This window comes from Streptomyces albicerus, assembly GCF_008905045.1.
Classification (GTDB): Bacteria; Actinomycetota; Actinomycetes; order Streptomycetales; family Streptomycetaceae; genus Streptomyces; species Streptomyces albicerus.
Genome location: NZ_VWMY01000004.1, coordinates 180,943 through 195,918 on the forward strand (window position 1 = coordinate 180,943; position 14,976 = coordinate 195,918).

General features: G+C 70.6%; 16 protein-coding genes. 6 read left to right on the forward strand and 10 right to left on the reverse strand.

All coding sequences use genetic code 11. The annotated features are described in order from the left end of the window. Positions 1 to 49: 49 nt before the first annotated feature. The 4 genes from GAS53_RS04880 to GAS53_RS04895 all read right to left on the reverse strand — a co-directional run bounded on the left by GAS53_RS04880 (position 50) and on the right by GAS53_RS04895 (position 2,935). Entirely contained in the window at positions 50 to 700 is a 651-nt protein-coding gene (locus tag GAS53_RS04880; protein ID WP_151476156.1) for a DUF4360 domain-containing protein, read from the reverse strand. A 437-nt stretch (positions 701 to 1,137) separates the two neighbouring features. Then, positions 1,138 to 1,587: an SRPBCC family protein gene (locus GAS53_RS04885; protein WP_151476157.1), complete on the reverse strand. Its 450-nt coding sequence runs from the start codon at positions 1,585 to 1,587 to the stop codon at positions 1,138 to 1,140. Between the two features lie 101 nt (positions 1,588 to 1,688). Continuing rightward, entirely contained in the window at positions 1,689 to 2,222 is a 534-nt protein-coding gene (locus GAS53_RS04890) for a GNAT family N-acetyltransferase (protein ID WP_151476158.1), read from the reverse strand. 131 nt (positions 2,223 to 2,353) lie between these two features. Further along, on the reverse strand, positions 2,354 to 2,935 hold the full coding sequence (locus tag GAS53_RS04895) for a class I SAM-dependent methyltransferase (RefSeq protein WP_151476159.1): 582 nt from the start codon (positions 2,933 to 2,935) through the stop codon (positions 2,354 to 2,356). Positions 2,936 to 3,064: 129 nt separating this feature from the next. Between GAS53_RS04895 and GAS53_RS04900 the strand changes: the two genes are divergently transcribed. Beyond that, entirely contained in the window at positions 3,065 to 3,883 is an 819-nt protein-coding gene (locus tag GAS53_RS04900; RefSeq protein ID WP_151476160.1) for a DUF427 domain-containing protein, read from the forward strand. 67 nt (positions 3,884 to 3,950) lie between these two features. Here the strand turns inward: GAS53_RS04900 and GAS53_RS04905 are convergent, their stop codons facing one another. Next, complete coding sequence (locus GAS53_RS04905) at positions 3,951 to 4,913, reverse strand: LLM class F420-dependent oxidoreductase (RefSeq protein WP_151476161.1); 963 nt, start codon at positions 4,911 to 4,913, stop codon at positions 3,951 to 3,953. Between the two features lie 55 nt (positions 4,914 to 4,968). Between GAS53_RS04905 and GAS53_RS04910 the strand changes: the two genes are divergently transcribed. Then, a complete protein-coding gene (locus GAS53_RS04910) occupies positions 4,969 to 6,465 on the forward strand; it encodes a metallophosphoesterase family protein (protein ID WP_151476162.1) in 1,497 nt (498 codons plus the stop codon). Positions 6,466 to 6,605: 140 nt separating this feature from the next. Continuing rightward, positions 6,606 to 6,971, forward strand: coding sequence for a cupin domain-containing protein (locus tag GAS53_RS04915; protein ID WP_151476163.1), 366 nt, complete (start codon positions 6,606 to 6,608; stop codon positions 6,969 to 6,971). Positions 6,972 to 6,994: 23 nt separating this feature from the next. Here GAS53_RS04915 and GAS53_RS04920 read toward each other — a convergent pair whose 3' ends face one another. Both GAS53_RS04920 and GAS53_RS04925 read right to left on the reverse strand, forming a co-directional pair. After that, positions 6,995 to 7,696 (reverse strand): response regulator, encoded by a 702-nt coding sequence (locus GAS53_RS04920; protein ID WP_151476164.1) that lies wholly within the window; start codon positions 7,694 to 7,696, stop codon positions 6,995 to 6,997. Beyond that, on the reverse strand, positions 7,681 to 9,024 hold the full coding sequence (locus GAS53_RS04925; RefSeq protein WP_151476165.1) for a sensor histidine kinase: 1,344 nt from the start codon (positions 9,022 to 9,024) through the stop codon (positions 7,681 to 7,683). Before GAS53_RS04925 ends, GAS53_RS04920 begins: the two co-directional genes overlap by 16 nt. A 183-nt stretch (positions 9,025 to 9,207) precedes the next feature. Between GAS53_RS04925 and GAS53_RS04930 the strand changes: the two genes are divergently transcribed. After that, entirely contained in the window at positions 9,208 to 9,900 is a 693-nt protein-coding gene (locus GAS53_RS04930) for an ABC transporter ATP-binding protein (protein ID WP_151476166.1), read from the forward strand. After that, on the forward strand, positions 9,897 to 12,266 hold the full coding sequence (locus GAS53_RS04935) for an ABC transporter permease (RefSeq protein ID WP_151476167.1): 2,370 nt from the start codon (positions 9,897 to 9,899) through the stop codon (positions 12,264 to 12,266). The genes GAS53_RS04930 and GAS53_RS04935 overlap by 4 nt, the downstream gene beginning before the upstream one ends. Positions 12,267 to 12,424: 158 nt before the next feature. On the opposite strand, the gene GAS53_RS04940 is transcribed toward GAS53_RS04935, so the two are convergent. From GAS53_RS04940 to GAS53_RS04950, 3 genes are all read right to left on the reverse strand, one after another. Then, positions 12,425 to 13,240 (reverse strand): SAM-dependent methyltransferase, encoded by an 816-nt coding sequence (locus GAS53_RS04940; protein WP_151476168.1) that lies wholly within the window; start codon positions 13,238 to 13,240, stop codon positions 12,425 to 12,427. A gap of 75 nt (positions 13,241 to 13,315) precedes the next feature. Continuing rightward, the gene (locus GAS53_RS04945; protein ID WP_151476169.1) at positions 13,316 to 13,627 is read right to left on the reverse strand and encodes a hypothetical protein; all 312 of its coding nucleotides are present in this window, start codon (positions 13,625 to 13,627) and stop codon (positions 13,316 to 13,318) included. Further along, a complete protein-coding gene (locus GAS53_RS04950; protein ID WP_151476170.1) occupies positions 13,624 to 13,809 on the reverse strand; it encodes a hypothetical protein in 186 nt (61 codons plus the stop codon). Before GAS53_RS04950 ends, GAS53_RS04945 begins: the two co-directional genes overlap by 4 nt. An 88-nt stretch (positions 13,810 to 13,897) precedes the next feature. Here GAS53_RS04950 and GAS53_RS04955 point away from each other — a divergent pair, with 88 nt between their 5' ends. Further along, positions 13,898 to 14,926 (forward strand): alpha/beta hydrolase family protein, encoded by a 1,029-nt coding sequence (locus tag GAS53_RS04955; protein WP_225858738.1) that lies wholly within the window; start codon positions 13,898 to 13,900, stop codon positions 14,924 to 14,926. Positions 14,927 to 14,976: the final 50 nt, after the last annotated feature.

Below are 14,976 nucleotides of genomic sequence, written 5' to 3' on the forward strand. Positions count from 1 at the left end.
GCTCCTTGGCCGGCTCCGGTGCGGTGGAGTCGGCCAAGGAGGAGGCAGGTCAGGTGCTGGGGCACTCCTTCCAGGCCAGGTGGTAGATGGTGCTGATGTCACCGTCCGTCGAGTCCATGGTCATGAAGCTGGTGCTGCCGGGAGCGGACGTGCCCGCGCTGACGCGGAGTTCGGTGTTGATGTTGAAGTTCCGTTGCACACCGCAGGGCGCCCAGACCAGTTGCGCCCATTCCGTCGTGTCCGTGGCCTGCCAGTTGTCGTTGTAGGGGCCTCGGAAGGGGTGGGTGATGGAGGCCGTGTTCGACGAACCCTGGAAGTAGTACGAGGCCTTCTCGGTGCTGCTCGCGCCCGCCTGGAGCGAGGCGAAGCCGCGGTAGTCCGCGCTGGCGATGGCGTACGTGAAGCCCTGCGGCACATGAACGATCAGATTGAGCTGACAGTTCTTCCGGAACGCGGTGGGGTCCGAGTTGCCGCCGACCTGAGCGAGGTAGTCGCTGTAGGTCACCGTGAAGGCCGTGTTGTCCGGGGACACCGCGACAGCGGCGGTCCCCTGGGGGCAGCCTGAGCCGTTCACCGTGGCGACCTTGATGACGATCTTGTCCGGGGGCGGGTCGACGATCCCGGAGGACGGGTCGTGCGCGGGGAGTGCGGTGGCGAACAGAGCGGTGATCGCGCCGCTCAGCAGCAGCCCACCAGCCATGGTGCTCCAATCCGTTGCGTCGGTGTTCCGGCGGCGGGGGATGTGTCCCGCCGTGAAATGGGGGGTGCGGCCTCCGCGTACGCGAAGAGCCGTCGCAGACCAGGTGCGTTGGATCAGGCATCGAGCGGTTGCAGTTGCAGTCATGCACATGCCAACTGCACACGCACATGAGCCCCAGCCCTGTGAAGGAGCTGTGAAGACCGGGAGCGGTCGCAGCGTACGTGCCCCTGCCGGGAGCAGCCAGAGCGAACTCCGGCCATTCCCCAGCGCCTCTTCCAAGCCTCGACGCCAGACACAGCACCCGCTGAGGGCCGCCCTGCGCCACCTCTTCCGTCCGCCCGTCGCCTGACGCGTAGGGGACGAGGAGCCGAAGGGGCGTGCCGCCACGCGCGACCTGCGGCGCCGCCGCTTCTGTGGACGCGGCTCGCGCCCGTCTCTCACTCGGCTCGGTGGCGGACTGCCGCGAGGAGGCGGCGCATGATCATCGCGTGCCCTCCCGTCGCTATGACGAGCCGCCGGTAGAGGCCGCCTTTCAGGCCGGGAAACGTGGCTCGGGTTTCGGCTCGCAGCCGTGACCGGCCGGGGCTGACGGGTTCGAGGCGAAAGAACCGGGCGTAGGCCGAGAAGCGATGGCGCCCTTCGAGGACCAGCTCCTGTCCCGGGACCACGGCGACCACCCGGAAGCCGGGAAACGTCGAGCCCTCGGCCAGGGGCCGTGGCCCGGACGCCGTGTGGTCGGCGCATCCCACCACTCGCGCGTAGCCGGCCCCGCCCGGACGCGAGAAGGACCGGTCCAGGGTGTCGCCCAGACTGCGCCATACGTCATCGGCTTCCGCCGCGATGACCGTGGCGTGCTCATCGAGATACGGCAACGAATCGATCTGCATCACGGCCTCCGTGAGGTCCGATCATGGGCGGCAAGCCGGTCGTTCGGCGAGTGGTCGCGATCGGCCGGCAGGCGGCCGTTGCCCCGGCTCCGGCGAGGTCGTCAGCCCTGGAACTCCGTCAGGTCGATCCCGTAAATACGCAGGTCAAGCCCGTGAACCGGGTCCTGTGTCGCACCCTCCGAGTGCATGCCGAGCTTGTCCAGTACGTTCGCGGATGCGGTGTCGGCCGTCCGGCACACGGCGACGACCCGGTCGATGCCGCGGTCCTGCAGGGCGAATTCCAGTGCGGCGTGGGCCGCCTCGGACGCATACCCCTGCCCCCAGTACACCCGCCCGAGCCGCCAGCCGATCGCCACCTGGTCCGCGACCTCCGGCGGGGAATCCGGAACGTACAGACCGACGGCTCCGGCCAGTTCCCCGGATCCGAGGAGTTCGACGGCGAAGAGCCCGAAGCCCTCCTCGTCCCACTCCTCCTCCCACGCCTCGATGTCCTCGGCCGTCTGCTCCAGGGAGCGCGGCTCGCCGTCGCCGATCCAGCGCATCACGGTCGGATCGGCATGGATCTCGGACAGGGGTACAAGGTCGTCATCGCGCCAGCGGCGCAGCACAAGACGGGGGGTGCGGATCTCGGTCATTGCCCCATCCTGCCGATACGGGGGCGTGAGCGCGAATGTACGCAAGACCGCCGGTCTCCACCGGCCTGTCACGGCCTGCCCCCAGGATATCGGAGCACACCGTCTCACCGTGATCACGCGGTCTGCCTGCGTCAGGCCCGGTACACCAGCAGGTACCGCCAGAGCGGCAGGCGGCGCAGGGTTGAACCAGGCAGCAGCCGGGCGGATTCGGCGCGCGTTTCGGCGTACGTCATCGGTGGCGGCCACACCATCGGGATCTGCAAGGACGAGACGGGGTGGCGCTTGCTCAGGAGTCGGTCCGCCTTGAGGAGGGACAGCGCCGGCAGAGCCCACACGAAGTCGGTCGCCGACCTGACCGGATAGAGCCCCAGCACCGCCAGGACACCGCCTGGGGCGAGCGCCTTCCGTAACGTGAGCAGCGTGTCGAACGGCATGTGGTGGAGGCTGGCGATACACGAGATGAAGTCGTAGCGGGAATCGGGCAGTTGCTCTGCTTGGACGTCGACCTGGCGGTATCGAGGGCCGCCTCCTGCCGCTCGCGCCGCCTCGATGACGTCCGCGTTGGTGTCCACCCCCTCGACGTCCAGTTCCCTCTCCGCGAGCAGCCGGGCGAACCGCCCCGTCCCGCATCCGACGTCCAGCGCCGTCCGTGCCCCGTGCGGCACTTGCTTCAGCAGCAGGGGGTGGTAGTGATCGTTGTAGTTCAAGGCCATGCGGGCGGACCCTACCCGCGCCGCGTGCGAGGGGAATCGCGACTGCCCCAGACTTGTCCTTACCGGAGACGTGCCGGGGTCAGGGCCGGGGCTCGGCCTGGAGCCCCTGCGTTCAACGAGGAGGCACTCATGAACTCACCCGGCGACAGTCCGCGAACCGTCCCGGTCCTGCGCCGCCCGCCTGCCCCCGCCGACACCGTCCTGTGGGAGCCGAGCGAGCGCTGGGTGCGCGGCACCAAGGGCGACGTCACGGTCGTCGACAGCCATCGGCCGATCCTGGTCTGGGAGCCCGGTCGTCCGGTACCGCTGTATGCCTTCCCGCGCGAGGACGTCCGTACGGACCTGCTGAGGCAGACCGACAAGGACGCCGGCCGGCCCCACGCCGGTACGACGCTCTTCTACGACCTCGTTGTCGGCGGTGAGACCATTCCCGGCGCGGCGTGGACCTACCCCGGCGAGGAGTTGGGCGCGTACATCTCCTTCGAGTGGTTCGGGCGGGACGTGCTCGACCACTGGTACGAGGAGGACGAGGAGATCTTCGTGCATCCGCGCGACCCCCATAAGCGGGTGGACGCGCTGCCCAGTTCCCGGCATGTCCAGGTCGAGATCGACGGCGCGGTCGTCGCGGACACCCGCGCACCGGTGCTCCTCTTCGAGACGCATCTGCCCATCCGGTACTACATCCCCCGCGAGGACGTACGCCTCGATCTGTTCACCCCCACCGACCATCGGACCCGCTGCCCCTACAAGGGCCTGGCCACCGAGTACTGGTCGTGGACGGGCGCCGATGTGCCGCCCAACATCGCCTGGAGCTATCCCGATCCCCTGCGGGCCGTGCACGCCATCAAGGACCGGGTGGCTTTCTACAACGAGGCCGTCGACATCACCGTCGACGGAGAGCGCCTGGAACGCCCGGTCACCGAATTCATCAAACCACCGGAGCGGTGAGCTCCGGTCCGCTCCGGTCGCCCGGGGTGTCCTGCCGCCGACGAGACCTGGTGGGGCAGGCTGTCGGTCAGGACACCTGGTCCGCCAGGGCCGTCAGGGTGCGTTCGCCGGCCGGGTCGGCGGCGGTGGCGGGGACGAGGGCGATCTCGTCCAGGCCGGCCGCGGCGTAGGCGTCGATGCGGGCGCGGACGGTGGCGGCGTCGCCCACGAGGGCGACTGTGTGCGCGGCCTCGGGCGGAAACGCCGCGAGCAGCGTCTCCGGGTCGGCGCCGGAACGCGCCAGCTCCACCGCCTCACCGAAGCCGGCCTCGGCGAACACATCGCTGTATCCCGGGACCGTCAGGTAGCCGACGATGCTCCGCAGGACCTGCGTGAGGGACTCCGGCTCCGGGTCGACGGCCGCGGGCAGCCAGGCGGCCAGCCGCGGCGGCGTCCGGCCCGTACCCTCCGAGGCCGCGGTCAGCTTGGCGCGCAGCACGCGGACCTGCTCCGGGGAGACGACATCGAGCAGCATGCGATCGGCGTGCTCGGCGGCCGCGGCGATCGCTCGGTCGCCGAAGGCCGCCACGGTGAGCGGGCCGCCGGGCGGCCGGTGCCGGCGGCGGAAGGTACTTTCGGGCACGATCTCCTCGCCCGGTTCGCCGTGCATGAGGCCGCGGACCGCCTCGGCGGAGTGCGCCAGTGCGGCCGCAGGCCGGGTGCGGGGCCGGCCGTGCACGCCTTCGACGACTCTCTTGCTGGAGGTCCCGAGCGCCACCCCGACGGGGCGGCCGATCACGGCGGCGGCCGACGCGGCGCCTCTGGCGATGGTCAGCGGGTCGCGTACGGAGACGGGTACGGGCCCGGCTGTCAGGGTGGCCCGCTCGGTGGCGAGTCCGATCGCCGTGGCGAGGACGAACGCGTCCCATGTGGGTCCCTCCCCCGCCCACACTTCGCGGTACCCGAGCCGGTCGGCGAGCGCGGCGACCCGCAACGGCTCGTCGATGGGGCTGTCGTCCTCTCGCGCCGCGGCGACCACGCTGATGTCCATGACCTTCACCGTACTTGCCTGGGTCTGGGTACGAGATCGTTGTTACCGTTCACCGATGTCTGACTCTTCACGCGACACCGCGGAGGGCGCCGGCTGGGGCACCGCGGAACGCGGCGACTACAAGCGGCTGATGCCGCGTCGGGTCGAGAAACTCTCATGGCTCGACCCGAGGACACTGTGGCCCGCCCGCAACGGCGTACTGGCCTCCTGGTTCGGCGACCCCACAGGCCGGATGCGCGGCCGATGGGTGGAGCAGCGGACAGCCGCCGGAGCTCCCGCCGACAAGGTGGTCCGGCGTGACGATCCGGACCACTTCTCCTTCATGGTCATCGGGGACACCGGAGAGGGCGACGACCCGCAGTACGCCGTCGTCCCGGGCTTTCTGAAGGTCAGTCAGGGCACGGAATTCGCCGTCCTCGCCAGTGATGTGGTCTATCCGGTCGGTACGACCGACGACTACGGCACGAAGTTCTTCCGCCCGTACAAGGACTACCAGGCACCCATCTACGCGATACCCGGAAACCACGACTGGTACGAGGACCTGCACGGCTTCATGCGCGTCTTCTGCGAGGCCCCGGCCCTCGCGCCGCCGGCCGCACCCCGTCCGCTGACGCCCGCCTGGCTGCGGTCGCTGCTGTGGCACAAGCCGCGTACGGTCGACGAACAACGCCTGGCCGAGGCACGGAAGTTGCGCTCCGCTCCTGCCCAACAAGCCGTCCAGCCGGGCCCGTACTGGGCCGTCGACGCCGGGCCGGTGCGCATCGTAGGCATCGACACAGGTCTGCTGGGAACCGTCGACGCCGAGCAGGGCCGCTGGCTTCGTGAGGTGTCCAAGGGAGACATCCCCAAGATCCTCATCACCGGCTCCCCCTTGTACGTGGACGCCGAGCACCAGCCGTGCCCGATCGAAGGCGGCGGAACCGTCGACGACATCGTGCGCGATGCGGACCATCACTACGTGGCCGCGATCGGCGGCGACATCCACAACTACCAGCGCTACCCGGTGCGGGTGGACGACCGCACGATCCAGTACGTGGTCGCCGGTGGCGGCGGAGCCTTCATGCACGCCACCCACACCATCCCGCGCGTCTCCGTCGGCGGCGTCCCCGAGGACGACTTCCGCTGCTACCCACTGCGCGGCGACTCGCTGGCCTTCTACAGCAGGCTCTACGGACGCCGACTGCGTATGCGGCGTTTCTTCACCCTCACCGAAGGTCAGGCGACCGCCGTCATCGCCGAGCGCCTCGGCATCCGTCCGACCCGCAGCCAGAGCTCGCCCGCTCGCGTCACCCTGCGCACCCGCCTGGTGGCGAGTCTGCTCGGCGTCGGCGGCCGTCCCGACCGCGCGTCGCGCTTCCGTCTCCCCGTACGCAAGGTCTACACGCAGCTCTTCTCGCCGGGCTCGGCGACCTACAGCCCGCCGTTCTTCAAGTGCTTCCTGCGCCTGGACGTCACCCCGGACTCGGTCCGGTTGCGCTGCTTCTCGGCGACGGGCAATCGCCGGCAGGAACTCGATCCGCCCGTCGAGGACGAGGTGACCATCCCCCTGTAGGGCCAGGCCCTCGAATGGCGGAGCCGGGTGGACAGGCAGACGATGGACTGGAGGGGTTCGGCCGACGCAGGCCGCGGACGTCGCGGGGCAACGACCGGCCCCGGAGAGTGCTGGGCAAAGTCAGATTGGAGGGAACCGTCATGATGGAGGTCAAGACGGTCGAAAAGCCGGATGAGCGGCGCGATTTCCCTCGTGGTCACCTCGAAGCCGTCCACCTCACCGGGCTCGACTTCGCCGTGGGTACGTTCGAGCCGGGCTGGCGGTGGTCCGAGTCCGTGGCTCCGATCGCGGGCACCGAGAGCTGCCAGGTCCATCACAACGGTTATGTCGTCCAGGGCCGTATGCGGATCCGCATGGACGACGGCGGCGAGGGCGAGGTGGGCCCCGGCGACGTCTTCGTCGTACCGCCCGGCCACGATGCCTGGGTGGTGGGGGACGAACCCGTCGTGGTGCACGACTTCGCCGGAGCCATGGCGCAGGAGTACGCGAAGGCCAAGGACGAATAGCGAGACGTGTCCCTGTCTCCCCGTCAGCCGGTGCCGGTCGGGCCTCCCGGGGAGATCAGGCCGGTCTCGTAGGCGAGGACGACGGCCTGGACCCGGTCGCGGAGGTCCAGCTTCGACAGGATGCGGCCGATGTGTGTCTTGACCGTGGTCGGGCTCAGGAACAGGCGGTCCGCGAGCTCGGCGTTGCTGAGGCCCGTCGCGAGCAGGCGGAGCACCTCGAGCTCGCGCGGGGTCAGGCCGGACAGGTCGCGGTGGAGGGTGGCCTGCGGAGCCTCTTCGCGCTGGGCGAAGCGTTCGATCAGCCGGCGGGTGATGGTGGGCGCGAGCAGGGCGTCACCCGACTGCACCAGGCGTACGGCGGCCACCAGATGCTCGGGCGTGACGTCCTTGAGCAGGAAGCCGCTGGCGCCGGCGGTGAGTGCCGCGTAGACGTAGTGGTCGAGGTCGTACGTGGTGAGGATGATGACCCGGGTGTCGCCCGGTCCGTCACCGCCGAGGATCCGCCGGGTGGCTTCGATGCCGTCCATCTCCGGCATCCGGATGTCCATGAGCACGACGTCGGGCCGGGTACGGCGGACGGCGGCGACCGCCTCGGCCCCGTCGGCCGCCTCGGCCGTCACGTCGATGCCGTCGGCGGCGAGGATCATCCCGAAGCCCGTACGGACCAGGGCCTGGTCGTCGGCGATGACGGCGCGCAGCGGCGGCCGGTTCACGCGGTCCGCCACGGCACTCGGGCCTTGATCCGGTATCCGCCGGTGAGGGTCGGCCCGGCCGTGAGTTCGCCGCCGTAGACGGCCAGCCGTTCGCGCAGCCCGATCAGCCCGCGGCCGTTGCCGTCCACCGGCGGGGCGTCGTGGGCGCCGCCGGTGTCGATGACTTCGATCTCGAGACAGTCGTCCGTGTAGCCGATCGTGACGGAGGCTTCGGCGCCGGCCGCGTGTTTGATCGTGTTGGTCAGTGCCTCCTGCACCACGCGGTACGCCGTCAGTTCCACGCCGGGCGGCAGGGGGTCCGGCGGCAGGGACACCGCGACGCCGACCGGGGTCCCGGCGGCGCGGACCCGTTCGGTGAGGGCGTGCAGCTGTCCGAGGCCGGGCTGCGGTTCGAGGCCGTCGGCGGGGGTGTCGGTGCGGCCGGCGGGGGTGTCGGTGCGGCCAGTGTCCGGACCGGCCAACAGGCCCATCACATGCCGGAGTTCGGCCATGGCGGCCCGGCCGCCGGCCTCGACCGCCAGCAGTGCTTCCTTCGACCGTTCCGGCGTCGCGTCCATCACCTTGCGGGCCGCGCCCGCCTGGATCACCATCACGCTGACATTGTGGGTCACGACGTCGTGCAACTCGGCGGCTATGCGGGCGCGTTCCTCCTCGACGGCCCGGCGCGTGGCCTCGTCCTGGGCCTGTTGCAGCTGCGCGTACCGGTCCCGGCTCGCCGCCAGCTGCCGTTGCCAGAACCGGACCAGGCTGGCCAGCACGCCGGCGATCAGCAACACGACCGCCGGGCTCGACCAGCCCGGCAGGATGGGTTCGGTCTCCCGGAACGCGAGGCCGGCCAGCACCGCGGCGACGACCAGTCCGGCCATCGCCCGGATCCGGTGGCGGCTGTAGACGACGGCGCTGTAGGCGCCGATGACGAAGGTCACCACGTTCATCCAGGAGGCGTCGTCGACCATGGCCAGCGTCGCGCACATCACCACGGCGAACGCGGCCAGCGGATACAGACGCCTGGCCGCCAGCGGCAGCGCCGACAGCACGACGAGCGGCCAGAGTCCCGATGAAGACTCCTCGTGCACCCGGATGCCCGGGGGCGGGGGCACGGGCGGAATCGGAACGTCCTGATCGACCCGGACCGGTCCGCTGTCGGGATAACGCGCAACCCAGATCAGTGCGATGACGGTCAACGCGACCGCCAGCACCACATCTGCGCGCAGCGCCCTGCGCGACACCGGGGCAGCCCTCGCCTCCGGGCGTAGCGCGCCGCGCAGTTGTTGACGCCGGCCGCGCCGGTGGTCCGTGTCCACCGGCTCATTGTGCGACCCGCCCCCTCGGGCCCGCATCAGCCTGCGCGACCAGGGCCGTGTCCGTCAGGAGTACGTCGCAGGGAGGACCCCGGGGCCGGGTCATCCGCGGGGAGGGCCGGATGTCGGTGCCGCGGCCGACGCGCCCGGTGGACGGCCGCCCCTACGTTCGCTGCAGCCGGCGACCAGCAGAGCCCTCTCGACCGTAAAGGACGGACTCCCATGTCCCAGGTGATCCAACTGGACGGCGTGGCCAAGCGCTACGACACCGTCGGCACGCCCGCGCTCGGACCGCTCACGCTCTCCGTCGAGAAGGGTGAGGCCCTTGCCGTGACGGGTCCCTCCGGCAGCGGCAAGTCCACACTGCTGAACCTCGTCGCGGGCCTGGACAAGCCGACCGAAGGCGCCGTGACCGTGGCCGGGCAGCGGATCGACCAGCGATCCGAGCACGCTCTGGCCCGGTTCCGCCGCGAGCAGATCGGCATGGTGTTCCAGTTCTTCAATCTGCTCGACGATCTCACCGTCGCGGACAACATCCAGCTCCCGGCCCAGCTGACCGGGACCGCTCGGCGCAAAGCGGCGGACCGCGCCATGGAGCTCATGGAGGTGCTGGGCATCCAGAAGCACGCCCGCGCCTACCCGGGCCGGCTGTCCGGCGGCGAACGTCAGCGGGTCGCGGTGGCCCGGGCGCTGGTCAACCGGCCCGCGCTGCTGCTCGCCGACGAGCCGACCGGCGCCCTCGACACCGCCTCGGGCCAGGACGTACGGGACCTGCTGGTGGACCTGCACCGCGGCGGGCAGACCATCGTGCTGGTCACGCACGACCTGGCGCTGGCCGAGGCGTGCGCGAGCCGCACGATCCATCTGGTCGACGGCCACCTCGCCCTCGACTCGCGTGCGGAGGCCGTCCGATGAGCCTCTTCGGCACCGGCGCATTCGGCCGGGTGGTGCGTTCCGGGGTGGGGCGGCGCCGCGTGCAGACCGTGGTGATCGCCCTGGCCACCATGATGGCCGTCGCCGCGGCAGTGGTCGCGGGGTCGCTCATCGTTGCCTCGAACGCCCCCTTCGACCACGCCTTCGCCAAGCAGCAGGGTGCGCATATCACCGCGCAGTTCGATCCGGCCAAGGCGAACGCGTCGCAGCTGAAGGACACCGGGCAGGTGGACGGCGTCACCGCGAGCGCAGGACCGTACCCGTCCACGACCATCCACCCGGTGGATTCGAACGGCGGGCACCTTCCGGGGCTGACCCTCGTCGGGCGGTCCAGTCCGGACGGCGACGTGGACAAGCTTGACCTGAAGTCCGGCCGGTGGGCGGCGAAGCCCGGCGAGATCGTGCTGTCCGCGTCGTTCACCGGACCCATGCTCGGCGTCGGCTCGACCCTCAAGGCTTCGGACGCCGCAGACAGCCCGACCCTGACGGTCGTCGGCTTCGCGACGTCGGTCAGCGAGACCGCCGACGCCTGGGCGACCCCCGGGCAGGTCAGCGCGCTGGGGTCGAAGGACACCCCGGTGACCAGCCAGATGCTCTACCGCTTCGACTCCGCGGGAACGAACGGGCAGATCGCCGCCGACCGCAAGGCCCTCGCCGCCGCGGTGCCGTCCGGTGCGCTGGTGGGTACCCAGTCCTACCTGGACACCAAGCGCGCCGCCGATCAGGGCGCGGCCCCGACCATCCCTTTCCTGGTGGCCTTCGGTGTGCTCGGCATCGTGATGTCGGTGATCATCGTCAGCAGTGTGATCAGCGGCGCGGTCGGCGCCGGCCTGCGCCGCATCGGCATCCTCAAGGCCATCGGCTTCACCCCTCGCGAGGTCGTGCGGGCCTACGTGGCCCAGGCACTGATCCCGGCCGGCGCCGGCATCGCGCTGGGGGTCGTGCTGGGCAATCTGCTGGCCATGCCACTGCTGGAGGACACCGAGCAGGTCTATGGCAGTGCCTCGCTGACGGTGGCCTGGTGGGTGGACGTTCTGGTGCCGGCCGTCGCGCTGCTCGTCGTCGGGATCGCGGCGCTGGTGCCCGCGCTGCGGGCCGGGCGACTGCGCACGGTGGAGGCCATCGCGGTCGGCCGGGCGCCACGCACGGGGCGCGGGCAGTGGGCGCACCGGGCGGCGGGGCGGCTGCCGCTGCCGCGGGCGGTGACCTACGGGCTCGCCAGCCCCTTCGCCCACCCGGTCCGTACGACCGCGATGCTGCTCGCGGTGGCCTTCGGCACACTCGCGGCGACCTTCGCGGTGGGGCTGACCTCGTCTCTGAACGCGGTCGGCAGTGCGTCGGATCCCGAGGACCGCGCCGCGGTCACCGCCGTCAGCGGCGTACCGGGCGGAGCGGGCCGCGGACCTGTCCCCCGGGGCGACCAGGAGCCCCCGTCCGCCGACCCGGCGAAGGTCCGCGCCGCCATCAAGGCGCAGCCGGGCACCGCTTCGTACTACGGCATGTCCCGGACCGACGTCACCGTGGCCGGGATCTCCGGCCCGGTCGACGCCAGCTTCTACCAAGGCGATTCACGTCCAGGCAGCTACGAGATGATCTCCGGGCACTGGATCACCGGCGCGGGGCAGGTCGTCGTGCCCACACGCTTCCTGGAACGAACCGGCACCAAGATCGGCGACACGGTGCGGGTGACCCTCGAGAAGGACACGCGGACCCTGCGAATCGTCGGCGAGGCCTTCGACACCTCGAACGACGGCCTGGCGATCCACGCGGACCTCGGCAGCTTCCCCGGGGCCGAGCCCCAGGTCTTCCACATCGAGGTGAAGCCGGGCGTCTCTCCCGCCGATTACGCCGGGAAGCTCGCCGCGGTGGTGCGGCCACTGGGCGGCGACGTCATGGCCAACTCCCCCTCGGAACAGGAGAACATGATCCTCATCCTGAACGCGATGGCGGTGCTGCTCACCCTCATGCTGGTCTCCGTGGCGGGCCTCGGCGTGCTCAACTCTGTCGTCCTGGACACCCGGGAACGTGTCCACGACCTCGGCGTCTGCAAGGCGCTCGGCATGTCGCCGCGGCAGACCGTGAGCCTCGTACTCGCCTCGGTGGCCGGCATCGGCGTGCTCGGCGGTCTGGTCGGCGTGCCGGCCGGGTTCGCGCTGCACGGCTTCGTACTGCCGGTGATGGGGCACGCCGGGGGCACCAATCTGCCGCCGTCGGTCCTCGATGTGTACGCGCCTTGGCAGCTGGCGCTGCTGGGGCTGGCCGGGATCACGATCGCGCTGCTGGGTGCGCTGCTCCCGGCGGGCTGGGCGGCCCGGGCCCGTACGGCGACGGCGCTGCGCACGGAGTAGGAGCAGGGGGGACGCTTGCGGTCGGGCAGGACCGGTGTCGCTACCGGCGCCGGCTGCACACGGGAGAAGAGCGGGCCGCCCGTCACGGTCACGGAGTTTGCGGCCCGCACCATCTCGGTGCCCTGCTCAACGTGAGGCCGGGCGGTCGCCCGGCTGCTTCACGGCTTGCGTGCGACGCCGCCCAAGGCGATCACTTCGCCGGAAGCGTGGACCGCCCCGGGGTCGGGCCGCCAGTCGGTGATGGGGACGACACCGGGGTCCAGCAGTTCGAGGCCGTCGAAGAAGCCGGCGAGCTGCTCCGGGCTGCGCAGGTGGTAGGGGGCCGCCCCGCTCTCGTTGTAGCGGCGGGTGGCTTCGGCGTTGGCCTTGTTGGTGTCCACGCTGTCGTTGAACGCGAAATAGCTGCCGGACGGCAGCGTCCCCATCAGCGTGCCGACGATGGCCAGGGCTTCGTCGTAGTCGGCGATGTGCCCGCTGACCTGCATCAGCGTGAGCGCGACCGGCTGCGCGAAGTCCAGCGTCCTGGCCGCTTCCCGCAGAACGGCGTCGGGGTCGTGCAGATCGGCGTCGATGTAGTCCGTGGCTCCCTCGGACGTGCTGGTCAGCAGCACCCGGGCGTGGGCCAGGACCAGGGGGTCGTTGTCCACGTAGACGATGCGGGCCTCGGGGGCCACTCGCTGGGCTGTCTCATGGGTGTTGTCCGCCGTCGGCAGACCGGTGCCGATGTCGAGGAACTGACGGATGCCGGCCTCACCGGCCAGGTGGCGCACGGCGCGGCCGAGGAAGGCCCGCGAGTCGCGGGCGAGATCGGTGATGCCGGGGAAGACCTCACGGAAGGCGTCGCCCGCCTGATGGTCGACGGGGTAGTTGTCCTTGCCGCCGAGCCAGTAGTTCCAGATCCGGGCCGAGTGCGGCACTTTCGAGTCGATCTTCGCTGATGCCGCGGTGTTCCGGGCGGACGAGTCCTGCGTCACCGGCAACCTCCTTGGTGGGAACCGTTGTTGGCCGTGGGATACAACGTAGAGCCACCGGCCGTCGATTCACCTGTGTTACAGGTCCAGGACCGCACGGAGTGCGTTGTCGACGAGTTCCTGCTGCTTCGGCCCGATGGAGCCGTGCCGCGTGGCGGTGTCGAAACGGGAGGTGGCGAGCTGGACGAGATTGACGGCGACGACCGAGGCGTCGACCGGGGCGGACAGTCGCACGCTCATGGCTGTGTCGGGGTGCACGGCCGGGGCGTGCAGGACGAGGGCGACGACAGCGCCGTACGCGTCGGCGAGTCCGTCGAGGCTGACGATCAGCACCGTACGGGTGCCCTTGCCCGTGTCGACATCCCACACGTCACCTTTGCGGATCGTCACAGGGCGTCGCCTTCGCCGTCGAGCTCGAGAGGCTCCATGGCGGCGAGCTTGCGGGCGGCGTCGAGCGTCATCTGACGGCGCACCGCCTGCACGATGTAGGCGTTGAGAGAGGGGGCATCGGCCGCGGCGTCGCGCAGCGCATCGTCCATGGTATCGGGGATCCGTACGGTGACTACGCTCATGCAGCCAAATCTAACTGCACAAATGCAGCCATCACAAGCATTGCCGTGGCGGCCACCCACCGCGCGGGATCGCGGGATACTGGGCCGCATGCGGTTTCGGAGCTTGGCCTGTGGCGCCGCCGGGCTGGTGCTGATGGTCGCGGTCGGGTGTACCGGGGACGGCGACAGCGAGCCCACGGGCCCTCCGACGTCGGCCCGAGCCACGAGCGAGACCCCCAGCGCGACGCCCACCCCGACCCCGACCCCGGCCAACCCCGTGTCGATCCCGGGCCTGATCCAGCGTGAGTACCGGGGCTCCGACCTCCGGCTCGGGACCGTGCTGGCCCGGACCGGCGCCTACACCCAGTACGCGGTCACGTACGAGGCCAATGGGCTGACGATCTCGGGCATCATGAACGTCCCCAGGGGCAAGGGGCCCTTCCCTGCGCTGGTGTTGGCGCACGGGTACATCGACCCGGCCGTCTACACCAGTGGCCGCGGGCTGGCCCGGGAACAGGACCTGCTGGCGCGCAACGGCTACGTGGTCCTGCACACCGACTACCGCAACCACGCGGGCTCCGACGACGACCCCGACAACGACGTCAACCTGCGCCTCGGCTACACCGCGGACACCATCGGCGCCGTGCTGGCGCTGCGCTCGTCGGGGCGCCCGGAGATCGACGGCGACCGGATCGGTCTGCTGGGACGGTCGATGGGCGGCGGGGTCGTGTACAACACGCTGGTGGTGGAGCCCGGTCTGGTCGACGCCGCCGTGGTGTTCGCTCCGGTGAGTTCGCGTCCGGAGGAGAACATCGACCAGTTCCAGCGCCCCAACGGCGACCCGATCGTCGCCGAGATCGAAACCGAGCACGGCACCCCCGAGGAGAACCCGAAGTTCTGGAGGGAAGCCTCCCCCCTCACCTACGTGGACCGGGTGACCGAGCCGCTGCTGATCCATCACGGCACCGCCGACGACACCTGCCCTCTCGCCTGGTCGGAGCGGACCGCCGCCGCGTTCGAGAAGGCGGGCAAGGACGTCGAACTCGTGAAGTACGAGGGCGAGGGCCACACGTTCGCTCCTCAGTGGCCGGCCTCTATGGACAGGACGATGGCCTTCTTCGACCGACACCTGAGCTGAGCCATGGCCGCACGGTCCCTGCAGGGCCGGCCACACCGGGCGAACAATAT

Coding starts and splice junctions, on each gene's coding strand:
- GAS53_RS04880 (WP_151476156.1), bottom strand. CDS start 700: ATGGCTGGTGGGCTGCTGCTGAGCGGCGCGATCACCGCTCTGTTCGCC.
- GAS53_RS04885 (WP_151476157.1), bottom strand. CDS start 1,587: ATGCAGATCGATTCGTTGCCGTATCTCGATGAGCACGCCACGGTCATC.
- GAS53_RS04890 (WP_151476158.1), bottom strand. CDS start 2,222: ATGACCGAGATCCGCACCCCCCGTCTTGTGCTGCGCCGCTGGCGCGAT.
- GAS53_RS04895 (WP_151476159.1), bottom strand. CDS start 2,935: ATGGCCTTGAACTACAACGATCACTACCACCCCCTGCTGCTGAAGCAA.
- GAS53_RS04900 (WP_151476160.1), top strand. CDS start 3,065: ATGAACTCACCCGGCGACAGTCCGCGAACCGTCCCGGTCCTGCGCCGC.
- GAS53_RS04905 (WP_151476161.1), bottom strand. CDS start 4,913: ATGGACATCAGCGTGGTCGCCGCGGCGCGAGAGGACGACAGCCCCATC.
- GAS53_RS04910 (WP_151476162.1), top strand. CDS start 4,969: ATGTCTGACTCTTCACGCGACACCGCGGAGGGCGCCGGCTGGGGCACC.
- GAS53_RS04915 (WP_151476163.1), top strand. CDS start 6,606: ATGATGGAGGTCAAGACGGTCGAAAAGCCGGATGAGCGGCGCGATTTC.
- GAS53_RS04925 (WP_151476165.1), bottom strand. CDS start 9,024: ATGCGGGCCCGAGGGGGCGGGTCGCACAATGAGCCGGTGGACACGGAC.
- GAS53_RS04930 (WP_151476166.1), top strand. CDS start 9,208: ATGTCCCAGGTGATCCAACTGGACGGCGTGGCCAAGCGCTACGACACC.
- GAS53_RS04935 (WP_151476167.1), top strand. CDS start 9,897: ATGAGCCTCTTCGGCACCGGCGCATTCGGCCGGGTGGTGCGTTCCGGG.
- GAS53_RS04950 (WP_151476170.1), bottom strand. CDS start 13,809: ATGAGCGTAGTCACCGTACGGATCCCCGATACCATGGACGATGCGCTG.
- GAS53_RS04955 (WP_225858738.1), top strand. CDS start 13,898: ATGCGGTTTCGGAGCTTGGCCTGTGGCGCCGCCGGGCTGGTGCTGATG.